The sequence below is a fragment of the Kitasatospora purpeofusca genome (genome assembly GCF_036010405.1).
In the GTDB taxonomy this organism is placed as follows: domain Bacteria; phylum Actinomycetota; class Actinomycetes; order Streptomycetales; family Streptomycetaceae; genus Kitasatospora; species Kitasatospora purpeofusca.
In genome coordinates this window covers 4,128,423-4,155,064 of record NZ_CP108561.1, presented here as the reverse complement: position 1 = coordinate 4,155,064, position 26,642 = coordinate 4,128,423, and the positions used below count along the sequence as shown (strand labels likewise).

Here is a 26,642-nt window from a genome sequence, read left to right as displayed (position 1 = left end):
GGGCTTTCTGTGACGGTTCTCACCAAAGACTGGCAGGCCCCGGGCGAAACAGGCCCGTCCGGCGGGGATAACCTGCCAGACGGACGTGACGCGCGTGTGAATTGACGTGTGCGCCCGTGGCTGTGTGGGCCGCAAGGCCGTACCTCTGCGTACCCGCACCGCCTCGACGACCCGCAGCGAAGATCCTGCCGTGGCACGCTCGTAGAGACACAATCCGCGACCACGAACAAGGACAAACACGTGGACCTGTTCGAGTACCAGGCGAGGGACATCTTCGCCAAGCACGGTGTTCCCGTGCTTGACGGCGATGTCATCGAGACCCCCGAAGCGGCTCGCGCCATCGCCGAGCGCTTCGGCGGCCGCGCCGTCGTCAAGGCTCAGGTGAAGGTGGGAGGCCGAGGCAAGGCCGGCGGCGTGAAGCTGGCCGCCGACCCGGCCGACGCTGTCGCCAAGGCCGAGCAGATCCTCGGCATGGACATCAAGGGCCACACCGTGCACAAGGTGATGCTGGCCCAGACCGCGGACATCAAGGACGAGTACTACGTCTCGTTCCTGCTGGACCGCACCAACCGCACCTTCCTGGCCATGGCCAGCGTCGAGGGCGGCGTGGAGATCGAGGTCGTCGCCGAGGAGAACCCCGACGCGCTCGCCAAGATCCCGGTCGACGCCAACGAGGGCTGCACCCCGGAGAAGGCCGCCGAGATCGTCGCCGCGGCGAAGTTCCCGGCCGAGGTCGCCGACCAGGTCGCCGACGTCCTGCAGAAGCTGTGGACCGTCTTCATCAAGGAGGACGCCCTCCTCGTCGAGGTCAACCCGCTGATCAAGTCCGGCGAGGGCAAGATCATCGCGCTCGACGGCAAGGTCTCCCTGGACGAGAACGCCGAGTTCCGCCAGCCCGAGCACGAGGCGCTCGAGGACAAGGCCGCGGCCAACCCGCTGGAGGCCGCCGCCAAGGCCAAGGGCCTCAACTACGTCAAGCTCGACGGTGCCGTCGGCATCATCGGCAACGGCGCGGGTCTCGTCATGAGCACCCTCGACGTGGTCGCGTACGCCGGTGAGAAGCACGGCAACGTCAAGCCCGCCAACTTCCTCGACATCGGTGGCGGCGCCTCCGCCGAGGTCATGGCGAACGGCCTGGAGATCATCCTGGGCGACCCCGACGTCAAGTCGGTCTTCGTCAACGTCTTCGGCGGCATCACCGCCTGTGACGCGGTCGCCAACGGCATCGTGCAGGCCCTCGCGCTGCTCGAGGAGAAGGGCGAGGCGGTCACCAAGCCGCTGGTCGTCCGTCTCGACGGCAACAACGCCGAGCTCGGCCGGCAGATCCTGACCGACGCCAACCACCCGCTCGTCGAGCAGGTGGACACCATGGACGGTGCGGCCGACCGCGCCGCCGAGCTGGCCAACAAGTAAGGAAGGGGACTTTCACACCATGGCTATCTTCCTTACCAAGGACAGCAAGGTCATCGTCCAGGGCATGACCGGCTCCGAGGGCATGAAGCACACCCGCCGCATGCTCGCCTCCGGCACCCAGATCGTCGGCGGTGTCAACCCGCGCAAGGCCGGTACCACCGTTGACGTCGACGGCACCGAGGTGCCCGTCTTCGGCACCGTCGCCGAGGCCATCGAGAAGACCGGTGCCGATGTCACCGTCATCTTCGTGCCGCCGAAGTTCACCAAGGACGCCGTCGTCGAGGCCATCGACGCCGAGATCGGCCTGGCCGTCGTCATCACCGAGGGCGTCCCGGTGCACGACACCGCCGCCTTCTGGGCCTACGCCGGCTCGAAGGGCAACAAGACCCGGATCATCGGCCCGAACTGCCCGGGCCTGATCAGCCCCGGACAGTCGAACGCCGGCATCATCCCGGCCGACATCACCAAGGCCGGCAAGATCGGCCTGGTCTCGAAGTCCGGCACCCTGACCTACCAGCTCATGTACGAGCTGCGGGACATCGGCTTCTCCTCGGCCGTGGGCATCGGCGGTGACCCGGTCATCGGCACCACCCACATCGACGCCCTCAAGGCGTTCCAGGAGGACCCGGAGACCGAGCTCATCGTCATGATCGGTGAGATCGGCGGCGACGCCGAGGAGCGTGCCGCGGCCTACATCGCCGAGCACGTCACCAAGCCGGTCGTCGGCTACGTCGCGGGCTTCACCGCCCCGGAGGGCAAGACCATGGGCCACGCCGGCGCCATCGTCTCCGGCTCCTCGGGCACCGCCCAGGCCAAGAAGGAGGCCCTCGAGGCCGCCGGTGTCAAGGTCGGCAAGACGCCGTCCGAGACCGCCCGCCTGGCCCGTGAGCTGTACAAGGGCTGACGCCCCCCGCTCGCGCACAGCGCCCCCGTACCGGCCTCGCCGGTGCGGGGGCGCTGTCGTTCCCGGAGCCGCCCGGAGCTGCTCGGAGCCTGCTCCCGTGCCGCTCCGATGCAGGGGTCAACGCGGTTGCAGGTGCTCCGCCGGGCAGGGGCGCAGCACCCAGGACGCGCAGCCGGGCGGCTCCGGGGCCACCGCCGCCGGCGGCGGCAGTGCCACCCCGGCCCGCCCGCCCGCCGGCGGCCGGTACGGCCCGTCCGTGCGGGGCGGCGGCGGATCCACGACGACCGGCTCCAGCCCCGGCGTCGGCGAGCACCAGAGGCTGTGGATCCCGGACGGCGCCCCTGCCTGGAGCAGCGGCAGCAGGGCATCGGGCTCGGTCGCGAGTGTCGGCACCGGCGCGCAGAGCACCGGCGGCGGCGGGTCCGACGGCCGGAACAGCTCGCCCGGCCCGCCACCCGCCAGCGTCGCCGCCACCGCGCCGCCGACGGCCACCGTCAGCAGGGCCGCCGCTCCCGTCCGGCTCACGTGCACCAGCCCCTGCCGGGCCCGCAGCAACGGCACCGGGGGCCGGTGCGGCTCCGGCACCCCGCGCACCGCGGCCCGGTGCAGCAGCCCGGACAGCCGGTCCGCGAACCCGTCCGCCGTCGGATCCGGCCCCACCAGGTCCGGGACCCACTGCGCCAGCGCCGCCCGCGCCGCCCACACCCGCCCCTGGGCGGCCGCGACCGTGGACTCCACCTCCACCGCCACGGCGTCGGCCGGCAGCCCCAGGCCGTCGTGCAGCACCAGCGCCCGGCGCTGCGGGCGGGAGAGCCGGCGCAGCGCCTTGAGCAGGGCCCGGTCCCGGTCGGTGAGGCGGTCGTGGTCCGGCAGTACCGCCTGGGCCTCGTCCGCCGGCCGCACCTTGATCCGCCGGTGCGGCAACCGCCACGCGTGCGCCCGCCGGGGTCCGCCCCGGTGCCAGGGGGACAGCGCCAGTTCGAACGCCCGCATCCGCACCCACTGCTCGGGCCCGGCCCCGGCGGCCGGCTCCGGCCAGTGCCGCCGCGCCTCGCCGAACGCCCGTCCGACGCAGTGCACCGCCCGGTGCTTGCACGCGGTGAGCAGGAACACCTGCTGCACCAGCCGGGTGTGCCCCGCCTCGTACACCTCCTCGAACACCGCCGGCGGGCGTCCGGCGGCGGGGGCCGGTGCTGGCCCGGACCGGGCCTCGGTCTCGGCCGCCTTGCCCGTCGGGCGGGCTTCGGTGCCCCGGTCCGTCCGGCCCGGGCGTCCGGCGGTGGCGGGGGTGGGGCCGGTCGCGGTCCTGTCGGCGGCCGGTGCGGGTGCGGACCGGGTTCCGGACTCGGCCGTCACGCCTGTCGCCCGGGGCTCGGGACCCCTGCCCGTTCTCGTCGGCCGCGTGGGCGCGGACGCGGATGCGGTGCCGGGCGGCTGTGCGGCGGTGGCCTCGGCCGCGCCGACCGCGTCCGGCCGGGTCCGTGCGGGCTTCGGACCCGGGACGGGCGTCACGGGCGTGCCGGCCGCAGCGGGCCGGGCCGCGGCCGGGCCGGTGCGCGCGGGCCCGGCCGTCGGCGCGGCGGCTGCCGGTCGGGACCGGACGGCCTTCAGGCCCGGGGCGTCCCCGGGCGCGGCCGGTCGGCGGCCGTCGCCACCCGCACCGGCTTTCGCCGCGGCCGCAGCTGACGCCGGATCCGCAGCCCCGGCCCCAGCCCCAGCCGAAGCCGAAGCCGGAGCCGAGGCCGGAGCCGAGTCCGACGCCGGAACCGACGCGGCCCCCGCGCCCGCCCCCGGCGGCGCCGGCAGCAGCGCCGCGAGGGCGGCGATCTCGGCCTGCGTGCGGGTGCCCAGCTTGCGCAGGGCGCGGTGCTGGTAGCTGCGGGCCGTGGTGGGCGTGACGCCCAGTGCGGTGGCGGTCTCGGCGAGGTCCCGGCCGGCCGCGAGGTGGGCGAAGGCCTCGGCCTCACGGGCCGTCAGTCGGCGGAGCAGTGCCGCCGCGTCCGCGCCCGGCCTCCCTCCGCCGTTCTGCGCGGCCCCGGCCGTCCCGGTGGTGGTGCCGGTCCGGTCCCGGCCGCCCTTGCGCTTGCCGGGGCGACCCTTCCCGCCGCGGTTCGGCGGGGGGGACGCGGCGGCGGGTGCGGCGGGAGGTGCGGGCTGGGGGCCGGTGCGGGCGGCGGTCGGGGGCTTGGTCATCAGACGCTCCGGGCCGGATCGGTCGCGGCGGTGAGAGGGCATGGTCTGAAAATGCGCATAAGCCAATAATCTGGGACACCCCGGCCGTTTGCCTCTTCACGGAGCATGGCGAGTCGTCTTGGCACGATGAGGCCCATGACGCAGCTGACGGGTCGTCCGATTCTGGAAGCGCCGGGCGAACTGGGGGCCAGGCCCGTCCTCTCCGCCCTGCTCGCCGGGGTCCGGACGGCCCTGCTCGGGCTGTCGGTGGTCACCGTTCCGGTGCTCGGGCTCTGGGTGGTGACCCCGTTCGCGGACGACGGCGCGGCCGGGGCGCTGCGGCTGGCGTCCGCGTTGTGGCTGCTGGGGCACGGTGCGCCGGTGCTGCGCGGGCCGGCCGGGGTGCCGCTCTCGGTCGCGCCGCTGGGGCTCGGGCTGCTGGCGGTGGGCCAGTTGTACCGGGCGGCGGGCCGGGTGGCGGCGCGCGGCGTGGGACGGCCGGTGGGCCGGGGCGGGGTCCCGGCGGTCTGGGCGGGCTACTGCGCGGTGGCGTGCGCGGTGGTGGCGCAGTGCGCGGGGGCGGGGGAGTTCCGGGCCCGGGTGGTGGCCGACCTCTCCATGGTCGCCCTGGTGGCCGGGGCGGCGGTGGCGGCCGGTGCGCGGCGGCCGGGGGCGGCCCCGGTCGGGGCGGAGATCCTGGAACGGGCCCTGGCCGGATTGCCGGAGCGGGTTCGGCCGACCGGCGGCGCGCCGGTGGTCCGGGTGGCCGCGCTGGCGGCCGGGGCGGGGCTGCTGGCGGCCGGCGGGCTGGTGGTCGCGGTGGCGGCGGTGCTGACCGCGGTGGGCGGGGGCGCCGGGTCGGCGGCGTTCGCGGGTGGGCCGGCGGCGGTGGCCGGGGTGCTGCTGCTGACCCTGGTGCTGCTGCCGAACACGGTGCTGTGGGGCGCGGCGTACGCGCTCGGGCCGGGGTTCGCGGTGGGCGCGGGGACGGTGGTGTCGCCGGTGCGGACGGCGCTGGGCCCGGTGCCGGAGTTTCCGCTGTTCGCCCTGCTCCCGGAGTCGGGGGCGGGCGGCTGGCGGCTGGCGGTGTGCGCGCTGCCCGCGCTGGCGGGTGTGGTGCCGGGGCTGCTGCTGGGCCGGGCGGCCTCGGTGGCCGGCGGGCGGGCGTCCGGGCCGGTGCGGCCGGGTGCCCCGTGGCCGGTGGCGGCGACGGTGGTGGCGGCGCTGGCGTCCGGGCTGCTGGTCGGCGGTGCCGCGGCGGGGCTGGGGTGGCTCGCCGGCGGGGCGCTGGGGGCGGGCCGGATGGCGGAGCTGGGGCCGGTGCCGTGGTGGACGGCGCCGGTGGCGGCGGGCTGGGTCGCGGTGGTGTCCGCCCCGGTGGCGGTGCTGGCGCGGTCCCGGGCGCTGCGGGTCGCGGCGGGCGGCCCGGACCGATCGTGGCGGTCCGGCGTCCTGCTCGTCCCGGGGGCGCTCGCCGTGACCGCCCGCCGGGGCGCACTCCTGCTGCGCGCTCGCGCGTACAGCGTGGTCACCCGCCTGGCGGGAGCCCCCGGTGCCCCGAAGGCTCCGGATGCCACGGACGCCACCGACGCCCCCGACGCCCCCGGCGCTCCCGGGGGCCCGGCGCGGTGACCCGGCTCAGTCGCTCTTCGTGGTGATGTCCACGTACCACTGCGGAGCGAGCCGGTCGCAGCCGTCGGCACCGCTGGAGGTCAGCGAGTCCTGCACGCAGGTCACGTAGTCGTTGTAGTACAGCGCGAGGCCGAGGACGGAGGAGACGAAGACCACCGTCATCGCGCCGGTGAGGATGCCCGCCAGCGCGGCCGGGGTGAGCGGGTTCTGCGCGCCGGTGCCGGGGCCGGTGCCGGTGGCGGCGGACGCCGGGGTGCCGCCGTCGGCGGCGGAGGGCCGCGGGGCGCGCATCGCGGAGACGCCCCAGACGATGGCGAGCGCGCCGACGAACAGGGCGACGTAGTGCAGCGCGGCGAACGCGCAGACCAGCGCGGCCATGCCGGCCAGCGCGGCGTTGCGGGCCTTGCGCTGGGCGGGGTCGCTCGGGTCCAGCCGGGGCGGCTGCGGCGCGGGCGGGCGGGGGTGCCAGCCGCCGCCCTGGTGGCCGGGGCTCCACGGGTGGGGCGGCGGGACGACCGGACGGTCGTCCTGGTCGCCGTCCTGGCCCTCGGGCCGGTCGGGGTCGCCGGTGGGGTGGGGAGCGCGCGGGCGCCACGGCTGCTCGGGGGCATCCGCCGGCGGCGGCGCGAAGGGGTTGCGCTCGCCGGTGTCGTCACCGCTGCTCATGGTTCGGCCATTCCTTCTCGGTCGGTGGGGCGGGTGCCCGCGCCACCCTATGTTCCCGCGGGCCCGAGTGGGGGGTCCGGGCACGTCCGGCGGCCCGGGAGTCGGCGGTCCGCCGGGGCCCGGTCCCGGCTCCGGACGGCCGGCGAGATCCCGGTCTCAGCTACGCGCGTAGCCCCGGGCGGTGTTTCGGAGGCCGTCCGACCAGCCGTTATGGTGGTGACGGTCAGCAGCTCCCACGGGTTCCCCGGGGCCCGCGTCGCGGCGGGTTCTCCTGGAGTTCCTCCTCGCTCGACCTGCCGTTCGTAGTGGCCCCACCGCCGGTGGATGTACCAGCGGGCGGCGCCCGACCTACGGAGAATCGCGCAGTGGCCGCCGCCCCCGCTCAGCTCTTCCCGCCCCGCACGCCCGGACCGGCCCGTCTGGTGGTGCTGGTCTCCGGCTCCGGCACCAACCTCCAGGCGCTGGTCGACGCCGTCGCCGACCCCGCGTACGGGGCGGAGATCCTCGCAGTGGGCGCGGACCGGGACGGCATCGCCGGGCTGGAGCGCGCCGAGCGGGCCGGTCTGCCGGTCTTCGTGCACCGGGTGAAGGACCACGGGGACCGGGCGGACTGGGACCGCGCGCTGACCGCCTCCGTCGCCGGGTACGAGCCCGACCTGGTCGTCACGGCCGGGTTCATGAAGATCCTCGGCCCGGGGTTCATCGAGGCCTTCGCCGGACGGATCGTCAACACCCACCCCGCGCTGCTGCCCTCCTTCCCCGGCGCCCACGGCGTCACCGACGCGCTGGCGTACGGGGTGAGGGTCACCGGTTGCACCGTCCACCTGGTCGACGCCGGCGTCGACACCGGGCCGATCATCGCGCAGGGCGTCGTGGAGGTCCACGACGCCGACCACGCAGATGGCGGCGAGGCGCTGCACGAACGCATCAAGACTGTCGAGCGCAAGCTGCTCGTCGACGTCGTGGGCCGGCTGGCCCGCGAGGGTCACCGCATCGAGGACCGAAAGGTATGGATTCCGGCATGAGCGCCGCTCCCACCACGCCCCCTGTCTCCGAGAACGTCCGGCCGATCCGCCGCGCGCTGATCAGCGTGTACGACAAGACCGGTCTGGAGGAGCTGGCCCAGGGCCTGCACGCCGCCGGGGTCGCCATCGTCTCCACCGGCTCGACCGCCGGCCGGATCGCCGCCGCGGGCGTCCCGGTGACCGAGGTCTCCGAGCTGACCGGCTTCCCGGAGTGCCTGGACGGGCGCGTGAAGACCCTGCACCCCCGCGTGCACGCCGGCGTCCTCGCCGACCTGCGGCTGGAGTCGCACCGCGCGCAGCTGGCCGAGCTGGGCGTCGAGCCCTTCGACCTGGTCGTGGTGAACCTCTACCCGTTCAAGGCGACCGTCGCCTCCGGCGCCACCCCCGACGAGTGCGTCGAGCAGATCGACATCGGCGGCCCGAGCATGGTCCGCGCCGCCGCCAAGAACCACCCCTCGGTGGCCGTCGTGGTCGACCCGGCCCGCTACCAGGACGTGCTGACGGCCGTCCGCGGCGGCGGCTTCGACCTGCTGACCCGCAAGCGGCTGGCCGCCCAGGCCTTCTCCCACACCGCCGCCTACGACGTCGCGGTGGCCAACTGGTTCGAGGAGTCCGGCTACACGGAGACCGAGGACGCGTTCCCGGCCTTCCTGGGCTCGGCCTTCGAGCGCCAGAACGTGCTGCGCTACGGCGAGAACCCGCACCAGGGCGCCGCGCTGTACACCGACGGCAGCGGTGGCCTGGCCGGCGCGCGTCAGCTGCACGGCAAGGAGATGTCGTACAACAACTACGTCGACACCGACGCCGCCCGCCGCGCCGCCTACGACCACGCCGAGCCGGCCGTCGCGATCATCAAGCACGCCAACCCGTGCGGCATCGGGACCGGCGCGGACGTCGCCGAGGCGCACCGCAAGGCGCACGAGTGCGACCCGGCGTCCGCGTACGGCGGCGTGATCGCGGTCAACCGCCCGGTCACGGTGGCGCTGGCCGAGCAGATCGCCCCGATCTTCACCGAGGTCGTGGTGGCCCCCGGTTACGAGGACGGCGCCGTCGAGGTGCTGGCCCGCAAGAAGAACCTGCGGGTGCTGCTCGCCCCCGAGGCCCCGGCCAACCGCCAGGAGCTGCGCCCGGTCTCCGGCGGCGTGCTGCTCCAGGATGCCGACCGGATGCACGCCGAGGGCGACGACCCGGCGACCTGGACCCTGGCCTCCGGCGAGGCGCTGTCCCCGGCCGAGCTGGCCGAGCTGGCGTTCGCCTGGCGGGCCTGCCGGGCCGTCAAGTCCAACGCGATCCTGCTGGCCAAGGACGGTGCCTCGGTGGGCGTCGGCATGGGCCAGGTCAACCGCGTCGACTCCTGCAAGCTCGCGGTGGAGCGGGCCGGCGAGCGGGCCAAGGGCTCGTACGCGGCCTCCGACGCCTTCTTCCCGTTCGCGGACGGCGCGGCGATCCTGATCGCGGCCGGCGTGCGGGCGATCGTCCAGCCCGGCGGCTCGATCCGGGACGAAGAGGTGGTCGCGGCCGCCACCGAGGCCGGGGTGACCATGTACTTCACCGGCACCCGCCACTTCTTCCACTGACGCGTCCGCCGGCGGCGCGGCGCCGCACGGTACGTCGCTGAACAGCACGGAACGACGGAACGGCCCGGCTCCCTCCACCGAGGGGGCCGGGCCGTTCCGTCGTACGGGGTAGCGCGTTACTTCTTGATCACCAGGGTGCCGGCGGCACGGTCGTGCCAGCCCTGCAGCTTCCCGGAGTTGTCGAAGAACGGCGACAGGTAGACCAGCAGCGCGCCGATGTAGCAGAGGATCGCGCCGACGATCGGGATGATGAAGCGGATGAAGCCGCCGCCCAGACCCGGGTTCTGACCGGTGCTCTCCTTGACCACGCGCAGGCCCATGGCCATCTTGCCCAGGGTGGCGCCGGCGAAGGAGACCAGCAGCCACTCGTAGAGCAGGTTGAACACGGCCAGCACGCCGATCATGATCATCATGGTGGCGACGATGCCGCTGGCGGCGTCGGTCTGCTGCTGGAGGCAGTTGCTGTAGGCCGAGCTGCCGTAGGTGTAGCTCGTGCAGTCGTCGGTGTCCTTGACGATGCCGAGCGTGCCGGCCAGGCCGAGGGCCATGACCAGGGCGATGATCGCGCCGACGGCCAGGCCGTCGATCAGCCGGGCCAGGAAGCGCTGGCCCATGGTCGCCAGCTTGACGGTGCCGAGCTGGGCGATGTTGATGTAGCCGTTGTTCGCCTGGAGGGTCCCCGGCGCCGGCGCGTACCCGTAGGCCTGCTGCTGCGGAACGCCGTAGCCCGGCTGCTGCGGGGGCTGCTGCGGGTAGCCGTAGCCGGCGGCCGGCGGAGCCTGCTGCGGGTAGCCGTAGCCGGGCTGCTGGGGCTGCTGGGGCTGGTTGTACGGGTTGTTGGGGTCGGGCGGGTAGCTCATCGATGCCTCCGGGCATTGGGACAAGTGGGGACGGGACAGCGGAGGCCCCGGAACGGGCCGGCTGGACGGGTAGCCGGTCGGACGGGACGTTAGCGGAGCACACTGACACCGGGGGCGTGGGCCGACCGGTGCGCGCGCCCGCTCAGGGCCGTGGGAAGCGTGCGAACGGAAGCCGTGACGGCCCGGTGGCGCGCGGCAACCCGCGTCGGCGGTCGGTCGTCGGCGCGGTGCGGTCTGGTCGGCTCACTTCGTTCTTCCCCCGATGTACGCCCCGCCGGGTCTGTCCGTCGGCCCGTCACCGGGCCGGATTCGGCGGGGAATGCCTGCTCATCGTCGACCGGACGGCAGTACCGTGTCCAGCCGCGTCCGCACCTCGGGCCGGACTGTGGCGCAACCGCAATAAGAGCCGAACGTTCCGCATCCGTCCGGACCGCCGCCCGGACCGCCCCTGCGGCCCCCGCCCGGCCTCCGTCCGGAGCCCGGGACCGGTGGCACGGATGCCCGCCCCGATCCGGGAGAATGGGGTCATGACTGCGCAGATTCTCGACGGCAAGGCGACCGCGGCCGCGATCAAGTCCGAACTCGCCACCCGCGTGGCGGCCCTCAAGGCCAAGGGCATCACCCCCGGCCTCGGCACCGTCCTGGTCGGCGACGACCCGGGCAGCCGCTGGTACGTCAACGGCAAGCACAAGGACTGCGCGGAGATCGGCATCGCCTCGATCCAGCGCGAGCTGCCCGCCACCGCCTCCCAGGAGGACGTCGAGAACGTCGTCCGGGAGCTCAACGCCGACCCGACCTGCACCGGCTACATCGTCCAGCTGCCGCTGCCCAAGGGCCTCGACCCGAACCCGGTCCTGGAGCTGATGGACCCGGACAAGGACGCCGACGGCCTGCACCCGACCTCGCTCGGCCGCCTCGCCCTGGGCATCGAGGGCCCGCTGCCCTGCACCCCGCTCGGCATGGTCGAGCTGCTGCGCCGCCACGGCGTGCCGATCGACGGCGCCGAGGTGGTCGTGGTCGGCCGGGGCGTGACCGTCGGCCGCTCTATCGGCCTGCTGCTCACCCGCCGCAGCGAGAACGCCACCGTCACCCTCTGCCACACCGGCACCCGCGACCTCGCCCACCACCTGCGCCAGGCGGACATCATCGTCGCCGCCGCCGGTGTGCCGCACCTGGTCAAGCCGGAGGACGTCAAGCCCGGCGCGGCCGTGCTGGACGTCGGCGTCAGCCGCAGCGAGGGCAGGATCGTCGGCGACGTGCACCCCAACGTGGCCGAGGTGGCCGGCTGGATCTCCCCGAACCCCGGCGGCGTCGGCCCGATGACCCGCGCCATGCTGCTCAACAACATCGTGGTGGCGGCCGAGCGCCGCGCCGGCGTCTGACCGCCGCGCCCGACCCGCCGGGGCCACGCCCGGCCCCGACCCATCCGATCGACGATCCCGAAGGACGGGAAGCCATGAGCGAACCGCGCCGGACCAGGCGCAGGCCGGTGAAGACCACCGGCACTCTGCCCCCCGAGGGCTCGGCGGCCGCGCTCGGGCGCGACCACGCGCTGCCGGTCCGGCAGTGGCCGATAACGGTGGTCCTGCTGGTGGTCGCCGCCGGTCTCGCGGTCACCTGGTTCGCCGACTTCCAGGACGGCTTCAAGTACGGGCTGCTGATCGTCGGCGGCGGTGTGCTGCTCGGCGCGCTGCTCCGGCTGGTGCTGCCGGAGGTCGGCATGCTCGCGGTGCGCAGCCGCTTCACCGATGTGATCGTGCTGACGTTCCTGGGCCTGTCGATCGTGCTGCTGACCCTGATGGCCCAGCCCAACCCGTGGTTGGAGTTCCCGCTGCTGGACAACATCGGCCAGCTGATCGGCCGTCCGCGCCGCTGACCGGGACCGGCCGACGGCCCCCCCGCCCGACGCCCGGGCGGGGGGCCGTCATCGTCTGTGACCGAGCAGTCACGACCGCGACCGAGGCGTACGCTTCCCTTTGCGATACCCTGACGCCGGTTCTCTCGATGTCGAGAGACCGTCCTCGGCTCCAGAGCGCCGACGTGCCTGGGGCACCTGGCGATTTGCTGGAGAAGGTAGAAATGACCCGCACCCCCGTCAATGTCACCATCACCGGAGCGGCCGGGCAGATCGGCTACGCGCTGCTCTTCCGCATCGCCTCGGGCCACCTGCTCGGCGCCGACGTCCCGGTGAACCTGCGCCTCCTGGAGATCCCGCAGGGCCTCAAGGCCGCCGAGGGCACCGCGATGGAGCTCGTGGACTGCGCCTTCCCGCTGCTGCGCGACATCACCATCACCGACAAGCCGGCCGAGGCCTTCGACGGCGCCAACGTGGCGCTGCTGGTCGGCGCCCGTCCGCGCACCGCCGGCATGGAGCGCGGCGACCTGCTGCAGGCCAACGGTGGCATCTTCGGCCCGCAGGGCAAGGCCATCAACGACCACGCCGCGGACGACATCAAGGTCCTGGTGGTCGGCAACCCGGCCAACACCAACGCCCTGATCGCCCAGCGCAACGCCCCGGACGTCCCGGCCGAGCGCTTCACCGCGATGACCCGTCTGGACCACAACCGCGCCGTCGGCCAGCTCTCGCTGAAGACCGGCGCCCTGGTCTCGGACATCAAGCGCGTCACCATCTGGGGCAACCACTCCGCCACCCAGTACCCGGACATCTTCCAGGCCGAGATCGCCGGCAAGCCGGCCTTCGAGGCCATCGGCAGCGACCAGGCCTGGCTGGAGAACGACTTCGTCCCGACCGTCGCCAAGCGCGGCGCCGCCATCATCGAGGCCCGCGGCGCCTCCTCGGCCGCCTCGGCCGCCAACGCCGCCATCGACCATGTGTACACCTGGGTCAACGGCACCGCCGAGGGCGACTGGACCTCGATGGGTGTCGTCTCCGACGGCTCCTACGGCGTCCCGGCCGGCCTGATCTCCTCCTTCCCGGTCACCACCAAGGACGGCGAGTTCTCGATCGTCCAGGGCCTGGAGATCTCCGACTTCTCGCGCGGCCGCATCGCCGCCTCGGTCCAGGAGCTGACCGAGGAGCGCGACGCGGTCCAGGAGCTCGGCCTCATCTGAGCCGGCCCCGACGCCTCCACGACGGCCCGTCGTCCCCGTTCCGCGGGGGCGGCGGGCCGTCGTCCTACACTGACCCGCTGTGAACGAAACCATCGAGGACGCCGCGCTCGTCCTCGTCTTCATCGTCCTGGGCGGTCTGTTCAACGTCGCCGAGATCTCGCTGATCTCGCTGCGCGAGGGACAGATCCGGACGCTGGAGGCACGCGGCACCCGGCGGGCGGCCCGGGCCGCGCACCTCGCCGCCGATCCGAACCGCTTCCTGGCGGCCGTCCAGGTCGGCGTGACCTGCATGGGCTTCCTCTCCGCCGCGTTCGGCGCCGACACCCTGGCCGGCAAGGTGGCCCCGCTGTTCGTCCGGGCCGGGCTGTCCGAGGGCGTCGCCGACGCCACCGCCCTGGTCGGACTGACCCTGGTGATCAGCTACGTCTCGCTGGTGCTCGGCGAGCTCACCCCGAAGCGGATCGGCCTCCAGCGGGCCGACTCCATCGCCGTGCTGGCGGCGCCGGTGGTCGACGTCATGTCGGTGGTGCTGCGCCCGGCGATCTGGCTGCTCGGCCGCTCCACCGACCTGATGGTCCGGCTGTTCGGCGGCGACCCGGCCGCCGGCCGGGGTTCGATGAGCTCGGAGGAGCTCCGCGGCCTGGTCGCCGCCAACACCGAACTCGGGAACGACGAGCGGACGCTGATCGCCGATGTGTTCGCCGCGGGGGAGCGGCAGCTGCGCGAGGTGATGGTCCCGCGCACCGAGGTGACCTTCCTGGACGCCGAGCGCCCGCTCGCCGAGGTGCGCGCCCAGGCGGAGTCCTCGCCGCACTCCCGCTACCCGGTGGTCGAGGGCAGCTACGACGCGGTGACCGGCTTCGTCCACGTCCGCGACCTGTACGGCGCGCGCGGCGAACGGGCCGCCAAGGTCCGCGACCTGGCCCGCCCGATCAAGCTGCTGCCCGGCACCAAGCGGGTGCTGGCGGCGATGGGGGAGATGCGCCGGGAGGGCCACCACCTGGCGATCGTGGTCGACGAGTACGGCGGCACCGCCGGCATCGTCACCCTGGAGGACCTGGTCGAGGAGGTGATCGGGGAGATCAGGGACGAGTACGACACCCCGGAGTCCTCCCCGACCCGGCGGCTGGCCGGCGGCGGAGTGGAGCTCGACGGCCTGCTCAACCTGGCCGACTTCGTCGAGGAGACCGGCGTCACCCTGCCCGAGGGCCCGTACGAGACGGTGGCCGGCTGCCTGGTCGCCGCGCTCGGCCGGCTGCCCGCCGACGGCGACCGGGTGCGGATCCCGGCCGGTCCCGGCGAGGAGGTGCTGCTGACGGTGGCCAAACTGGAGGGCCGGCGGATCGCCCGGGTGAGGGTGAGTGCGGTCACACTGGCGGAACCGCCGGGGCAGGAGGTTTCCTGACCGGTCGGTGGAACTGGAACAATGGCCCGCATGGTCAACGCAGCGGTCACTGGTCCGGTCAAGGACCGTCCCCGGGTGCTCTCGGGCATCCAGCCCACCTCCGGGTCCTTCCACCTCGGTAACTACCTGGGCGCGGTGCGCCAGTGGGTCGACCTGCAGAAGGAGAACGACGCCTTCTACATGGTCGTCGACCTGCACGCGATCACCGTGCCGCAGGATCCGGCGACGCTGCGCCAGAACACCCGGATCTCCGCCGCGCAGCTGCTCGGCGCCGGTCTCGACCCGGAGCACTGCACCCTCTTCGTCCAGTCGCACGTGCCCGAGCACGCGCAGCTCGCCTGGGTGATGAACTGCCTCACCGGCTTCGGCGAGGCCTCCCGGATGACCCAGTTCAAGGACAAGTCCTCCCGGTACGGCGCCGACAGCACCACCGTCGGCCTGTTCACCTACCCGATCCTGCAGATCGCGGACATCCTGCTCTACCAGGCGGACGCCGTCCCGGTCGGCGAGGACCAGCGCCAGCACGTGGAGATCACCCGCGACCTCGCGGAGCGCTTCAACTCCCGCTACAGCCCGACCTTCACGGTCCCGAAGCCGTACATCCTCAAGGAGACGGCGAAGATCCAGGACCTCCAGGACCCGGCCGTGAAGATGAGCAAGTCCGCGTCCTCCCCCAAGGGCCTGGTCAGCCTGCTGGACGAGGCGAAGGCCAGCGCGAAGAAGATCAAGAGCGCCGTCACCGACACCGGCACCGTCGTCAGCTACGACGAGAAGGAGAAGGCCGGCGTCTCCAACCTGCTGCGGATCCACTCGGCGCTCAGCGGGCAGTCGGTCGAGCAGCTGGTCGCGCACTTCGAGGGCAAGATGTACGGCGCCCTGAAGACCGAGCTGGCCGAGCTCTTCACCGAGTGGGTGCTGCCCTTCCAGGAGCGCACCAGGACCTTCCTGGACGACCCGGCCGAGCTGGACCGCGCCCTCGCGGTGGGTGCCGAGAAGGCCCGCGCGGTGGCGTCCGAGACGCTGGCCACGGTGTACGACCGGATCGGCTTCCTCCCGGCCTCCGCGCGGTGACTCCGCTGACGAGCCTGCCCGGTGGTCAGGAGCTCCCCGAGTTCCTGACCATCGGCGTGTCCGTCACTGTCCCGGATCCGTACGGCACGGCGATCCAGGACGCGCGGGCCGGGCACGGCGATCCGCTGGCCCGGTCGATACCCACGCACGTCACCCTGCTGCCGCCCACCGAGGTGCCGGCCGAGGCACTGCCGAAGATCGAGGAGCACCTGGCGGCGGTGGCCGCCGCGCACCGGCCGTTCCGGATGGTGCTGCGCGGCGGCGGCAGCTTCCGCCCGGTCTCCCCGGTGGTCTTCGTCCGGGTGGAGGAGGGCGAGCGGGAGTGCCGGCTGCTGGAGGCGGACGTCCGCTCCGGCCCGCTGGCCAGGGAGCTGGCCTTCCCGTACCACCCGCACGTGACGGTGGCGCACGGTCTGGAGGAGCACGTGCTCGACCGGGCCCAGGAGCAGGCCCGGTCCTTCCACGCGGCGTTCCCGGTCCCCGGGTTCAGCCTCTCCCGCTTCGACCTCGACGAGGTCTGGCGGCCCTGGCGGTCCTACACCTTCTGCTGACCCCCGGGGCGGCCGCCGAGCTCCAGCATCCGGTCGACCACCCGGCGGGCCGCGGCGCCGTCGTCCAGCACGCAGTGGGTGTCCCGGAAGCGCCGGTACCGCTCGGCGTACCCGGCCGGCAGTCCGTCACCGCCGTCACCGCCGTCGTCTCCGTCTCCGTCGCTGCCGTCCGCGAGCGCGCGCAGTGCCGTGACCAGGCCGGCCGAGTCGTCGAGCAGCGGCCCCGGGGCCTGGGCCTCGAAGTCGAAGGCGAAGCCGCGCAGGCCGTCCCGGTAGTGCGCCAGGTCGTAGGTGAAGAACAGCACCGGCCGGCCGGTGACCGCGAAGTCGAACAGGATCGACGAGTAGTCCGTCACCAGCACGTCGGCGATCAGCAGCAGTTCCTGGACGTCCGGGTAGTCGGCGCAGTCGATCGCGAAGCCGTCCCCGGTGCCGGTCAGCGGCTCGCGGACGTGCGCGTGCGGACGCAGCAGCAGCACGTGGTCCCCGCCGAGGGCCTGCCGGGCCCGGTCGAGGTCGAGCCGCAGGTCGAGCCGGAAGCCGTCACCGTCCGGGCGCGGCCGGTCCTCCCGCCAGGTCGGCGCGTAGAGCACCACCCGGCGGCCCGCCGGGATCCCCAGCCGGCGCCGGACGGCGTCCGCCCGGCGCGGGTCGGGGCGGGCCAGCACGTCGTTGCGCGGGTAGCCGGACTCCAGGATCTCGCCCCGGTAGCGGAAGGCCCGGCGCAGGATCGGGGTGGCGAAGGGGCTGGGGGAGAGCAGCAGGCTCCAGTGCGGGGTCTCCCGGTCGAGGGCCGCGAGGTAGCCGCGGTCGGCGAGCCAGGGGTTGTCGACGTCGTGGGCGATCCGCTTGAGCAGGGCGCCGTGCCAGGTCTGCACGACGACCTGGCCGGGGCGCCGGCGCAGGAAGTCCGGGAAGTGGGTATTGCCGACGAGGTAGCGGCTGGTGGCGAGCGCCCGGTACCACTCGGGGCTCCAGACCCGGACGGCGCGGACCCCGGGCGGCAGCTCGGCCTGGGCGTCGTCGACCACCCACAGGTGCTCCAGCGGCGCGCCCCGGCGGGCGAGTTCGGTGTGCACGGCGCGCGGTGAGTCGGCGTAGCCCCGGCCGCCGAACACGTCGTAGAGCACGGCCTCGCGCAGCGGTTCGCGGCAGGCGGCCGGGTAGCCGGCGGTGCGCTGGCGGGCCTGGGTCCAGGCGCTGCGTTCGGCGGCGGTGAGCACGGGGGTGGAGTCCAGCAGCAGGGTGTCGTGCCAGCGGCGCTCCAGCAGGATCCGTTTGCCGCCGGCCAGGGTGGCGGCGGGCAGCGCCGCCAGGACGGCGGGCGAGGCGGTCAGCGGTCGGGCCGGTCCCGGCCGGCCGACGGGTTCCAGGGTGGCTTCCCACAGGCCCTTGCGCAGGGGAAGCGCGGTGCCGTCGGAGCCGGTGCGGGTGGCGGGCAGCCGGACGGTGAACCGTCGGCCGGGGCCGGTCCGGACCGGGTGGCGGACCTCGCCGCCGGTGCCGTTGTGCCGCAGGACGAGCTCCAGCGGGCCGTCGGCGGCGCAGTGGCCGGTGAGTTCGAAGCCGCCGGCCCGGGCGGTGAGCCGTTCGACCCAGCCGGCGGCGGGCCGGACGCAGAGCTGGAGCCGGCCGTCGGCGAGGTGCTTGAGGTGCAGGGCCCGGTCCTCGGCCCCGGGCAGCGGGTGCTGGCCGGAGACCGGCCCGCCGCGCTCGTCCAGGACGAGCGGCTCGGCGGTGCCGTCGGGGTGGACCAGCGCGGCGTCCCAGTGCTCCAGTTCGCCGGTGCCGCGCCTGTCGGCGGTGAACGGCGCGTACGGCAGGCGGACGCCGCGGGTCCGTCCGGTGCCGGTGGCGGGCCGGATCAGGACGGTGCCGCTCTCGCGGTGTCGGAGCCGGAACGCGGTCCGGTCCGGGAGCGGATCGGCGGCGGTGAGGTGCAGGTCGATCCCGTCGGGGCCGGGGACGGCCCGGGTGAGCCGGACGGCGGGGCGTTCGAGCCGCACGGCGAGCCGGCCGTCGGCGAAGTGCGGCTGGAGCCGCACGTCGTGGTCGACCCAGCGGGCGGGCGGGTATTCGCCGGAGCCGCACCAGTGCGGGGCGAGGCCGCCGTACTGGCGGCGCAGCCGGGTAGGGCGGGCGAGGGTGAACAGGGTGGCCTCGACGGTCCAGTCGCCGATCAGCCAGCCGTCGGCGGTGCGCAGCCGGCGCGGCTCGACCAGGGCGGTGAAGCCGGCCCAGTCGTGGTTGTGCTCGGGCCGGGCGCTGTCGTCGGTGATCTCGGGGAGCCGGCGGGGCCTGGTGGGGAGGTGGAGGGGCGGGCCGTCGTCGCCGGGGCGCAGGGTCAGCCAGGTCCAGGCCGAGCCGGGGCGGGCGGTGGACCGGTCGTCGGGGCGGGCGAAGCCGGTGAGCTCCAGGCCGCGGGAGGTCCAGCGGGCGCGCAGCAGTCCGAAGGCGGCGTGCTCCTGCTCGCCCGCCGGCGGGGTGCCGAACCGCGGGTCGCCGAACCGGGGGGCGGCGTGCGGGAGGACGAACCGGGTGAGGACAGCCATTTCCACGGACCTTTCTCGGCGAGAATTTCCATCTCAGCGGGAAAAGTATGCGAGGTCAATTTGAGAATTGACTGTGAATTAGCTGGCGAGTTCGTTCGGGAAACTCCAGTTCGAAATACTGGAAATGCGGGGGCGGAGAATGCGAAAGGCGCCCGACGCGGAATGTGCGTCGGGCGCCCTCCACCGGGCGGGAATTCCCGGTCAGGCCTCGCGGCTCAGCATGGCGTCCACCGCCCGGGCGGCGGCGTGGCCGTCGTCCAGGTCGCAGTACTTGTCACGGAACGCCGCGTACTTCCCGGCGTACTCGGCGGTGACCTCGTCCACCCGGCCGAGCGCGGCCACCAGCTCCTCGGACGTGGCCAGCAGCGGGCCGGGCGCGTCCGCCTCGAAGTCCAGCGAGAAACCGCGCAGGTTGTCGCGGTAGTGCGCCAGGTCGTAGGTGAAGAACAGGATCGGCTTCCCGGTCACGGCGAAGTCGAAGGTCGCCGCCGTGTAGTCGGTCACCAGCACGTCGGCGGCCAGCATCAGCTCGCCCAGGTCCGGGTAGCTGCTGACGTCCCAGACGTAGCCGTTGCCCGCGGCCGGGATCTGCTCGCGGACGTTGGCGTGCCGGCGGACCAGCAGCACCTGGTCGTCGCCCAGCGCGGCCTGCGCCGCCTCCAGGTCCAGCTGGAGGTGCAGCTGGTAGCCGCCGTAGTGGCGGCGCCGGTCCTCGCGCCAGGTCGGCGCGTACAGCACGACCTTCTTGCCCTCGGGCAGGCCGAGCCGCTCGCGCACCCGCTCGGCGGTCTTCTCCTTGTCGGCGGCGAAGAACACGTCGTTGCGGGGCAGGCCGCTCTCCAGGATCTCGCCCTTGAAGTCGAAGGCGCGGCGCAGCACCGGGGCGGACCAGGTGCTGCCGGCCAGCAGCAGGCTCCAGTTCGGAACCTCCTTGGCGAGGCCCTTCAGGTAGTGCGCGTCGGTGAACCAGACCTTCTCGAAGTCGTGGCCGATCTGCTTCAGCGGCGAGCCGTGCCAGGTCTGCAGCACGATCTGGCCGGGCCGGCGGACGAAGAAGTCCGGCAGGTGCGCGCTGGTGACGATGTACTTCGCGGTGGCCAGGGTCTCGAACCACTCCGGGCTCCAGAGCCGGACCGAGCCCGCCGACTGCGGCAGGTCCGCCTGCAGGTCGTCGGTGCCCCACAGGTGCTGCAGCGGCAGGTCGCGGCGCACCAGCTCCTCGTGGATCGCCCGCGGCGAGTCCGAGTAGAGGCCGCCGAGCGCGACGTTGTAGAGCACCGTGTCGCGCAGCGGCAGCCGGCGGGCGGCCGGGTAGTCGGCCGTCCGCAGCTTGCGCTGGCGCCAGCCGCTGCGCTCCTCCGGAAGCAGTATGTTCTCGGACTCCAGCTGCAGGCCGTCGTGGTGGCGGCGCTCCAGCACGATCCGCTTGCCGCGGGCCTCCACCTCCAGCGGCAGCGTGTTCCAGCACTCGGGCGCGATCAGCACGTACGAGGCCATGTCCGGGTGGAAGACGGCGCCGACCGGGCGGAACGAGACGTTCCAGCCGCCCTGGGCCAGCGGCACGTTGCCCGCGAAGGAGGCGGTCGGCACGGCCGGCAGCGCGGTCCGGAACCGGCCGTCCGCGATCTCCACCGGGTAGACGTGCTGCTCCTCGCCCCAGTGGTGGCGCACGACCAGCTCCCAGCGGTGGGTGCCGGGCAGCGGGAAGGTGCCGCTGAGCAGGTAGCCGTCCGCGCCGCGCGCGGTCACCTCGTGCACGATCGGCTGCAGCAGCTGGTCCAGGAACTGCAGGTAGCCGCCGGGGGAGGGCTTGGAGTAGAGGGCGCGCCGCTCCTCGGGCGCGGCGTCGGGGTTCAGCACCAGGTTGAGCTGCTCCGGCGCGTTCCGGTCGTCCCAGACGAGCGGGGCGGTGGTGCCGTCGGCCAGCTCCAGGGTGGTGTCCCAGCGGTCGCGGGCACGCTCCACGGCGATCGGGTCCAGCTCGGCCCAGGACTCCCGGACCTCGGTCAGCTCGGCGATCGGCACGGCGGCGTGGAACTGCTGGAGGCTGCCGACCGGAGTCCCGACGGTCACGGGGAAGGTCAGCTCGCGCTCGGACTCCACGTGGGTCATCCGCAGCCGGGCGCCGGCCAGCCGGACGCCGGAGCGGGCGGCGCCGGACACCTCGACCGTGTCGCCGTTCGCGGCCAGCCCGGTCACCCGGACCTTGGCGTTCTCGACCCGCAGGTAGACGCTGCCGTCGCGGACGAACGGGACGATCCGCACGTCCGGCTCGACCCAGTGCGAGGGCTGGTAGAGCGCGGTGTCCGCCCAGCCGGCCCAGATCCGGCCCTTGTAGACGCCGCCCTTGCCGGCACCGGCGACCAGGACGCGCCAGTTGCCGTCCTTCCACTGGCCGCGGTGCTTGAGCTTCTCCGGGTCGAGCGCGACGGAGAAGCCGGCCCAGTCGCAGTTGTAGAGGTCGTGGTGGTTGGTGGCGGTGGCCTCGGGGCTGTACTGGGTCTTCATCGGCACGGCGATGACCCGGCGGCCCTTGGCCTCGCGCAGCACCAGGGTGCGCACCATGTCGTGCTTGTTGGCCGCGCCCAGCTGCTCCGGGTACGCGTGGCCGGTCAGCCGCAGCCGGCCGGCCTCCCAGCGCGCGTCGTAGAGCCGGCTGCGGATGACGGTGGAGTTGCGCAGGCTGAGCAGGCCGGCCGGCACGCTCTTGCGGCCGCCGCGCAGGAACGGGTAGTCGGCGTACGGGCGCAGCAGGCCCTTGGCGACGACACCGCCGTTGCTCTCGCCCTCGTACTTGATCTGCTCGACGAACTCGTCGATCCGGCCCTGGAGGGTCAGGTGGTACTTCAGCCGCAGCGGCGCGCGCAGCTTCTTGACCTGCTCGGGGCCGATCGCCCGCAGCAGCCGGCTGACGCTGGTGATGTACGCGTCCCGGTACTCCTTGTCGCCGTCCACGACGGACCAGAAGAACATCGGGATCTCTTCGACGAGGGTGTTCTCGTCGTAGGTCTTCAGGTACTCGGCGAAGCGCGGCTCGGTCTGCTTCCGCAGCCAGGCGCGGACCAGCTCGACCGAGGCGACCCGGTCGACCAGGCCCTTGGGGTTGGTGCGCATCTGAGTGATCGACATCTCGCCGACCTCGCGCTCGCGCCAGTGGTAGATCGGCTCGGAGAGCACGTCCACGCTCTTGGCGAGGTAGTGGTGCGGCACGCTGACCGGGGCGTCCTCGTACAGGATGCCCTCGGGGTAGATGATCCCGGCCGCGTCGAAGAAGGAGCGGCGGTACACCTTGTTCCACGCGGTGCGGTCGGTGACCAGCGAGGGGATCTCGGTGATGTGCGTCTTGAGCACGGTCTTGGCGAACGGGCGGCTGTGGCCACCGGACTGGTAGTAGCCGATCGCGCGGAAGCGCAGCACGTTGCCGGTGGCGAAGTCCGAGCCGGTCTCGTCCAGGGTGTTGATCATCAGCTCGTACGCACTGGGCGGCATAGAGTCGTCGCTGTCGACGAAGCACAGGAACTCGGCGTCCGGGTCGATGTGCCGGATGCCGGTGTTGCGGGCCGCGCCGAGGCCCTTGTTGACCTGCCGGACCAGCCGGAACCGGGAGTCCTTGGCGGCGTACGCCTCGGCGAGGGCGGCACTGTCGTCCTTCGAACCGTCGTCGACCATCACGCACTCGAAGTCCGTGAAGGTCTGGGCGGCGATCGAATCGAGGCACTCCACGAGGTAGCGCTCGACGTTGTAGATCGGGACGACGATGGAGAGGCGGGGAGCCATCGGCTACGCAGGCCTTTCTGGGAAGGAGCGTGGCAGCCCCCTCGGGGTCTGACCGCACTTTGATTCGGTGCGTACGTGCGCGTCGAATCCTACCCCCGGCACATGGCCCCGCCGGGGGCCGTCCGGGGGCCCCCGGACAGGCCCACTACCCTGGGGACATGCCCCGCTTCAGTGTGATCGTCCCGGTCTACCGGGTCGAGGATTACCTCGCCGAGTGCCTCGCCTCGGTGCTCGGCCAGGACGGCCCGGACATCGAGCTGATCGCGGTGGACGACCGCTCCCCGGACGGATGCGGCGCGCTGCTCGACACGGCCGCCGCCGAGGACCCCCGGGTGCGGGTGCTCCACCTGCCGGAGAACGTCGGCCTCGGCCCGGCCCGCAACGCCGGCCTCGCCGTCGCCACCGGCGACTACGTGCTCTTCCTCGACAGCGACGACACCCTGACCCCCGGTCTGCTGAAGGCCGTCGACGACCGGCTGCGGGCCGTCGGCGACCCGGACGTCCTGGTCTACGACTACGCCCGCACCTACGCGGACGGCCGGACCGTCCGCGCCGCCTCCGCCAAGGTCTTCGGCGCCCCCTCCCGGGAGGTCTTCGACCTCGCCGAGCGCCCCGAGCTGCTCGAACTGCTCCAGGTGGTGTGGAACAAGGCCTACCGCCGCGACTTCGTCACCGCCCAGGGCCTGACCTTCCCGGCCGGGTACTACGAGGACACCCCCTGGACGTACCCGGCGCTGCTCGCCGCCCGCGGCATCACCCTGCTCGACCGGGTCGGCGTCCACTACCGGCAGCGCCAGGAGGGCGGCAACATCCTGGCCACCGCCAGCCGCAAGCACTTCGACGTCTTCGACCAGTACGACCTGGTCTTCGCGTTCCTCGACGGCCGCCCCGAGCTCGACCGCTGGCGCCCGGTGGTCTACGGCCGGATGCTGCACCACCTCAACACCGTGGTCTCCCGGCCCGGCCGGGTCCCGCCCGGCGACCGCCGGGAGTTCTTCCGCCGGGCCGCCGAGCACTGCGCCCGGCTGCGCCCGGCCGGCCACCGGATGTCCGGCGGGGTGTCCGGACTGCGCACCGAACTGCTCGGCCACGGCCGGTACACCGCCTACCAGGCGGTCCGCACGCTGGCCCGGGCCCGCCGGATGGTCCGCCGCTGACGGCCGGTCCGACGGCCGGTCTCGCGGTGGGTCTGGCCGCCGGTCTGACGGCGGGCCTGACGGCCGTTCGGGGGACGGGCCGGTATAACCGGACGGTGGACTTCCTGACCCGTCTCCCGGTGATCGGCCCGATCGTGACGCGGGTGCTGCGCAGCCGCCCCTACCGCGCCTACGAGCACTTCACCGCGCTGCGCGGCAACCGGCTGGCTGGCGCGGTCACCTTCTTCGGCTTCCTCGCGCTCTTCCCGCTGCTGACGGTGGCGCTGGCGATCGCCGTCGCGACCCTCAGCGACAGCCGGGTCGACGACATCCAGAAGCACGTCTCCGACCAGCTGCCGGGCATCTCCGACGCCCTCAACCTGCCCTCGCTGGTGGCCAACGCGGGTGCGGTCGGACTCGTCAGCGGCGTCCTGCTGGTGCTCTCCGGCCTCGGCTGGGTGGACACCATGCGGACCTCGATCCGGGACCTCTGGCAGCTGCCCGACGAGGAGGGCAACCCGCTGCTGCGCAAGGGCTGGGACTTCGTGGTCCTCGGCGGCCTCGGCCTGGTCTCGCTGGTCTCGCTCGGCGCCTCGGCGGCCGGGACGACGCTGGCCGGCCGGATCGCCGACTGGATCGGCCTGGGCTCGGGCGGGTACCTGCTCACCGCGGCCGGACTGCTGATCGCCGTCGGCTGCGACATGCTGCTCTTCGCCTACCTGCTGGCGCCGTTTCCGCGGATCGCGCACCAGCACCGGCGGGACGTCCTGAAGGCCGCGCTGATCGGCGCGGTCGGTTTCGAGCTGCTGAAGATCCTGCTGGCCTCGTACCTCGGCTCGGTCGCCGGGAAGAGCCTCTACGGCGCCTTCGGCGTGCCGGTGGCGCTGCTGCTGTGGATCAACTTCGTCTGCCGGCTGCTGATGTACTGCGTGGCCTGGACGGCGACCGCCGACCCGGTGGCGGCCCGGGAGCGGGCCCGCGAGCGCGCCGCCGCACTGGTCGCGGCCGCGGACGCGGCGGAGGCGGTCGCCGAGAAGGGGACGGTCGCCGAGGAGGGGACGGCTGCCCGGACGGAGGCGGCCGCTACGGAGCGGGCGGCCGACGGGGAGGACCGGCCCCGGCCCCGGCGCTCCCCGGACGGGGAGGGCTGAGGCCGGGAAGGGGCGTCCCCGCGGAGCGCGTTCAGCGGGCGGCCGCGCGCCGCCGGTTCAGCAGCAGCACGGCACCCGCGCCGCCCGCCGTCAGGACCACCCCGACGACGACCCAGCCGACCGGCCCGAGGCCGTCGTCCCCGGCGGGGTCCGCCGCCCGTGCGGTCGCCGGGGCGGACCGGTCGGTCGCGGTCGGCGAGGGGTGCGGCGGCGGGGCGGGCACCCCGGCGGCCCCGCCCGCCTGTCCGGTCGGCGTCGGCGCGGCGCTCTCGCCCTCCTCCACCAGCTTCCCGACCGGGGCCACCTTGCCGGCCGCGGCGAAGCCCCAGTCCAGCAGCGCGGCCGTCTCGTCGTACACCTTCTGGTAGGTGGTCGGGTGCATCACCGTCACCAGCAGGGTCCGGCCGTCCCGTTCGGCGGCGCCGACGAAGGTGGAGCCGGCGTTGGTGGTGAAACCGTTCTTCACCCCGATCAGGCCCGGGTACTTGCCGAGCAGCCGGTCGGTGTTGGCGATCCCGAAGCTCCCGCGCTGCCCGGTGTTCTTGTCCACCGCGCCCGGGAACTGCGCGTCGCGGGTCGCGCAGTAGCTCCGGAAGTCCGGGTTGCGCAGCCCCGCCCGGGCGAACAGGGTCAGGTCGTAGGCCGAGGACACCTGGCCGTCCGAGTCGTAGCCGTCCGGCGAGACCACCCGGGTGTCCCGGGCCTGCAGCGCCTCCGCCCGCGACTGCATCTCGGCCACGGTCTGCTGCACGCCGCCGTTCATGTGCGCGAGGACGTGCACCGCGTCGTTCCCCGAGCTCAGGAACACCCCGCGCCAGAGGTCCTCGACCCGGTAGTCCAGGTCCTCCTTGATGCCGACCAGGCTGCTGCCGGCGCCGATCCCCTGGATCTCCTCGGGCGCGACCCGGTGCACGGCGTTGCGGTCGAACTTCGGCAGCACGGTGTCGGCGAAGAGGATCTTCAGCGTGGAGGCCGGGGCCAGCCGCAGATGCGGGTTGCTGGCCGCCAGCACCTCTCCTGACGTGGCGTCGGCGACTATCCAGGACTGCCCGGTGAGGTCCCCCGGCAGCGCCGGGGCGCCCGCCAGCGGATCCACCTGGACCCCCGGGAGCCCCAGCCGGTCTCCGCCGACCGAGGCCGACGGCGGCGACCCGGGCGGGGCCGCGACGGCCACCGGGGCGGCGAACAGGAGCGGAAGGGCCGCGGCGGGCGCGGCGATCAGACGTGCGAGCTTCGAGCTAGTGGGCACCAGCAGACGGTACCCACTCGGGGCCCCCGCCGTCCGCCTCTCCGCCCCGGTCCGCCGCAGGAGGGGGCCGCCGTACGCCGAACGGACGCCCGCGCATACTGGGGAAGCACACCGCCTTCACCTCCCCGCCCCACCGAGGACCGCCCCATGAAGCTCAGCCGCCGCACCTCCTGGTTCCTGACCGCCTTCGGAGTCTGGTCCCTGTTCATCTGGACCACCTTCGTCAAGAACCTCTGGAAGGACTCCGGCGGCCAGGCCTTCACCGGCGGCGACCACTCCCAGCCCACCGCCTTCTTCTGGGTCCACCTCCTCCTCGCCGTCACCTCCCTCGCCCTCGGCCTCGCCATCGGCACCCTCGGCGTCCGCGGCCTCCGCGCCGCCCGCCGCGAACCGGCCACCGGCTGAGCTGCGAAAACTCGTTGCCCGGCG

The 26,642-nt window shown here is 73.7% G+C and carries 20 protein-coding genes; 14 read left to right on the top strand and 6 right to left on the bottom strand.

Annotation, left to right across the window (positions count from 1 at the left end):
* The first annotated feature begins 240 nt into the window (after positions 1-240).
* A complete protein-coding gene (gene sucC / locus OG715_RS18245; RefSeq protein ID WP_266269856.1) occupies positions 241-1,413 on the top strand; it encodes an ADP-forming succinate--CoA ligase subunit beta in 1,173 nt (390 codons plus the stop codon).
* Positions 1,414-1,432: 19 nt separating this feature from the next.
* Positions 1,433-2,317 carry a succinate--CoA ligase subunit alpha gene (sucD, locus tag OG715_RS18240; protein ID WP_266269855.1) on the top strand — a complete coding sequence of 295 codons (885 nt, stop codon included), beginning with the start codon at positions 1,433-1,435 and terminating at the stop codon, positions 2,315-2,317.
* Positions 2,318-2,434: 117 nt separating this feature from the next.
* Here sucD and OG715_RS18235 read toward each other — a convergent pair whose 3' ends face one another.
* The gene (locus OG715_RS18235; protein ID WP_266269854.1) at positions 2,435-4,510 is read right to left on the bottom strand and encodes a LuxR C-terminal-related transcriptional regulator; all 2,076 of its coding nucleotides are present in this window, start codon (positions 4,508-4,510) and stop codon (positions 2,435-2,437) included.
* 135 nt (positions 4,511-4,645) lie between these two features.
* Between OG715_RS18235 and OG715_RS18230 the strand changes: the two genes are divergently transcribed.
* The gene (locus OG715_RS18230) at positions 4,646-6,121 is read left to right on the top strand and encodes a cell division protein PerM (RefSeq protein WP_266269853.1); all 1,476 of its coding nucleotides are present in this window, start codon (positions 4,646-4,648) and stop codon (positions 6,119-6,121) included.
* 6 nt (positions 6,122-6,127) lie between these two features.
* Here OG715_RS18230 and OG715_RS18225 read toward each other — a convergent pair whose 3' ends face one another.
* Entirely contained in the window at positions 6,128-6,787 is a 660-nt protein-coding gene (locus OG715_RS18225; RefSeq protein WP_266269852.1) for a hypothetical protein, read from the bottom strand.
* Between the two features lie 365 nt (positions 6,788-7,152).
* Between OG715_RS18225 and purN the strand changes: the two genes are divergently transcribed.
* Positions 7,153-7,812: a phosphoribosylglycinamide formyltransferase gene (gene purN, locus OG715_RS18220; RefSeq protein ID WP_266269851.1), complete on the top strand. Its 660-nt coding sequence runs from the start codon at positions 7,153-7,155 to the stop codon at positions 7,810-7,812.
* Positions 7,809-9,389 carry a bifunctional phosphoribosylaminoimidazolecarboxamide formyltransferase/IMP cyclohydrolase gene (gene purH, locus OG715_RS18215; RefSeq protein WP_266269850.1) on the top strand — a complete coding sequence of 527 codons (1,581 nt, stop codon included), beginning with the start codon at positions 7,809-7,811 and terminating at the stop codon, positions 9,387-9,389. Before purN ends, purH begins: the two co-directional genes overlap by 4 nt.
* Before the next feature lie 116 nt (positions 9,390-9,505).
* Here purH and OG715_RS18210 read toward each other — a convergent pair whose 3' ends face one another.
* On the bottom strand, positions 9,506-10,249 hold the full coding sequence (locus OG715_RS18210) for an RDD family protein (protein WP_266269849.1): 744 nt from the start codon (positions 10,247-10,249) through the stop codon (positions 9,506-9,508).
* A 527-nt stretch (positions 10,250-10,776) separates the two neighbouring features.
* Between OG715_RS18210 and OG715_RS18205 the strand changes: the two genes are divergently transcribed.
* The 6 genes from OG715_RS18205 (at position 10,777) to OG715_RS18180 (ending at position 16,348) form a co-directional block, all read left to right on the top strand.
* The gene (locus OG715_RS18205) at positions 10,777-11,631 is read left to right on the top strand and encodes a bifunctional methylenetetrahydrofolate dehydrogenase/methenyltetrahydrofolate cyclohydrolase (RefSeq protein ID WP_266269848.1); all 855 of its coding nucleotides are present in this window, start codon (positions 10,777-10,779) and stop codon (positions 11,629-11,631) included.
* Between the two features lie 74 nt (positions 11,632-11,705).
* Complete coding sequence (locus tag OG715_RS18200; protein ID WP_053643287.1) at positions 11,706-12,125, top strand: DUF3017 domain-containing protein; 420 nt, start codon at positions 11,706-11,708, stop codon at positions 12,123-12,125.
* Positions 12,126-12,328: 203 nt separating this feature from the next.
* Complete coding sequence (locus OG715_RS18195) at positions 12,329-13,321, top strand: malate dehydrogenase (RefSeq protein ID WP_266269847.1); 993 nt, start codon at positions 12,329-12,331, stop codon at positions 13,319-13,321.
* A 79-nt stretch (positions 13,322-13,400) separates the two neighbouring features.
* Positions 13,401-14,726, top strand: a complete 1,326-nt coding sequence (locus OG715_RS18190; RefSeq protein WP_266269845.1) for a hemolysin family protein — start codon at positions 13,401-13,403, stop codon at positions 14,724-14,726.
* A gap of 30 nt (positions 14,727-14,756) precedes the next feature.
* On the top strand, positions 14,757-15,797 hold the full coding sequence (gene trpS / locus OG715_RS18185) for a tryptophan--tRNA ligase (RefSeq protein WP_266269844.1): 1,041 nt from the start codon (positions 14,757-14,759) through the stop codon (positions 15,795-15,797).
* Complete coding sequence (locus OG715_RS18180) at positions 15,794-16,348, top strand: 2'-5' RNA ligase family protein (RefSeq protein WP_266269843.1); 555 nt, start codon at positions 15,794-15,796, stop codon at positions 16,346-16,348. Before trpS ends, OG715_RS18180 begins: the two co-directional genes overlap by 4 nt.
* On the opposite strand, the gene OG715_RS18175 is transcribed toward OG715_RS18180, so the two are convergent.
* Positions 16,333-18,900 (bottom strand): CDP-glycerol glycerophosphotransferase family protein, encoded by a 2,568-nt coding sequence (locus OG715_RS18175; RefSeq protein ID WP_266269842.1) that lies wholly within the window; start codon positions 18,898-18,900, stop codon positions 16,333-16,335. The genes OG715_RS18180 and OG715_RS18175 overlap by 16 nt on opposite strands.
* Positions 18,901-19,101: 201 nt before the next feature.
* Positions 19,102-22,677 carry a bifunctional glycosyltransferase/CDP-glycerol:glycerophosphate glycerophosphotransferase gene (locus OG715_RS18170; RefSeq protein ID WP_266269841.1) on the bottom strand — a complete coding sequence of 1,192 codons (3,576 nt, stop codon included), beginning with the start codon at positions 22,675-22,677 and terminating at the stop codon, positions 19,102-19,104.
* A gap of 158 nt (positions 22,678-22,835) precedes the next feature.
* Between OG715_RS18170 and OG715_RS18165 the strand changes: the two genes are divergently transcribed.
* The gene (locus OG715_RS18165) at positions 22,836-23,834 is read left to right on the top strand and encodes a glycosyltransferase family 2 protein (RefSeq protein WP_407660994.1); all 999 of its coding nucleotides are present in this window, start codon (positions 22,836-22,838) and stop codon (positions 23,832-23,834) included.
* Between the two features lie 95 nt (positions 23,835-23,929).
* On the top strand, positions 23,930-24,964 hold the full coding sequence (locus OG715_RS18160) for a YihY/virulence factor BrkB family protein (protein ID WP_266269839.1): 1,035 nt from the start codon (positions 23,930-23,932) through the stop codon (positions 24,962-24,964).
* A 31-nt stretch (positions 24,965-24,995) separates the two neighbouring features.
* Here OG715_RS18160 and OG715_RS18155 read toward each other — a convergent pair whose 3' ends face one another.
* Positions 24,996-26,213: a D-alanyl-D-alanine carboxypeptidase family protein gene (locus OG715_RS18155; RefSeq protein ID WP_407660993.1), complete on the bottom strand. Its 1,218-nt coding sequence runs from the start codon at positions 26,211-26,213 to the stop codon at positions 24,996-24,998.
* Between the two features lie 147 nt (positions 26,214-26,360).
* On the opposite strand from OG715_RS18155, the gene OG715_RS18150 reads away from it, so the two are divergent.
* A complete protein-coding gene (locus tag OG715_RS18150; RefSeq protein WP_266269838.1) occupies positions 26,361-26,618 on the top strand; it encodes an SCO4848 family membrane protein in 258 nt (85 codons plus the stop codon).
* The last annotated feature ends 24 nt before the right edge of the window (positions 26,619-26,642 follow it).

Bases quoted from the DNA above. Each gene is read 5' to 3' on its own strand.
- OG715_RS18225 (WP_266269852.1), bottom strand. From the start codon at position 6,787: ATGAGCAGCGGTGACGACACCGGCGAGCGCAACCCCTTCGCGCCGCCG.
- OG715_RS18205 (WP_266269848.1), top strand. From the start codon at position 10,777: ATGACTGCGCAGATTCTCGACGGCAAGGCGACCGCGGCCGCGATCAAG.
- sucD (WP_266269855.1), top strand. From the start codon at position 1,433: ATGGCTATCTTCCTTACCAAGGACAGCAAGGTCATCGTCCAGGGCATG.
- OG715_RS18175 (WP_266269842.1), bottom strand. From the start codon at position 18,900: ATGGCTGTCCTCACCCGGTTCGTCCTCCCGCACGCCGCCCCCCGGTTC.
- OG715_RS18150 (WP_266269838.1), top strand. From the start codon at position 26,361: ATGAAGCTCAGCCGCCGCACCTCCTGGTTCCTGACCGCCTTCGGAGTC.
- OG715_RS18230 (WP_266269853.1), top strand. From the start codon at position 4,646: ATGACGCAGCTGACGGGTCGTCCGATTCTGGAAGCGCCGGGCGAACTG.
- OG715_RS18170 (WP_266269841.1), bottom strand. From the start codon at position 22,677: ATGGCTCCCCGCCTCTCCATCGTCGTCCCGATCTACAACGTCGAGCGC.
- OG715_RS18235 (WP_266269854.1), bottom strand. From the start codon at position 4,510: ATGACCAAGCCCCCGACCGCCGCCCGCACCGGCCCCCAGCCCGCACCT.
- OG715_RS18210 (WP_266269849.1), bottom strand. From the start codon at position 10,249: ATGAGCTACCCGCCCGACCCCAACAACCCGTACAACCAGCCCCAGCAG.
- OG715_RS18200 (WP_053643287.1), top strand. From the start codon at position 11,706: ATGAGCGAACCGCGCCGGACCAGGCGCAGGCCGGTGAAGACCACCGGC.
- trpS (WP_266269844.1), top strand. From the start codon at position 14,757: ATGGTCAACGCAGCGGTCACTGGTCCGGTCAAGGACCGTCCCCGGGTG.
- purH (WP_266269850.1), top strand. From the start codon at position 7,809: ATGAGCGCCGCTCCCACCACGCCCCCTGTCTCCGAGAACGTCCGGCCG.
- OG715_RS18165 (WP_407660994.1), top strand. From the start codon at position 22,836: ATGCCCCGCTTCAGTGTGATCGTCCCGGTCTACCGGGTCGAGGATTAC.
- OG715_RS18195 (WP_266269847.1), top strand. From the start codon at position 12,329: ATGACCCGCACCCCCGTCAATGTCACCATCACCGGAGCGGCCGGGCAG.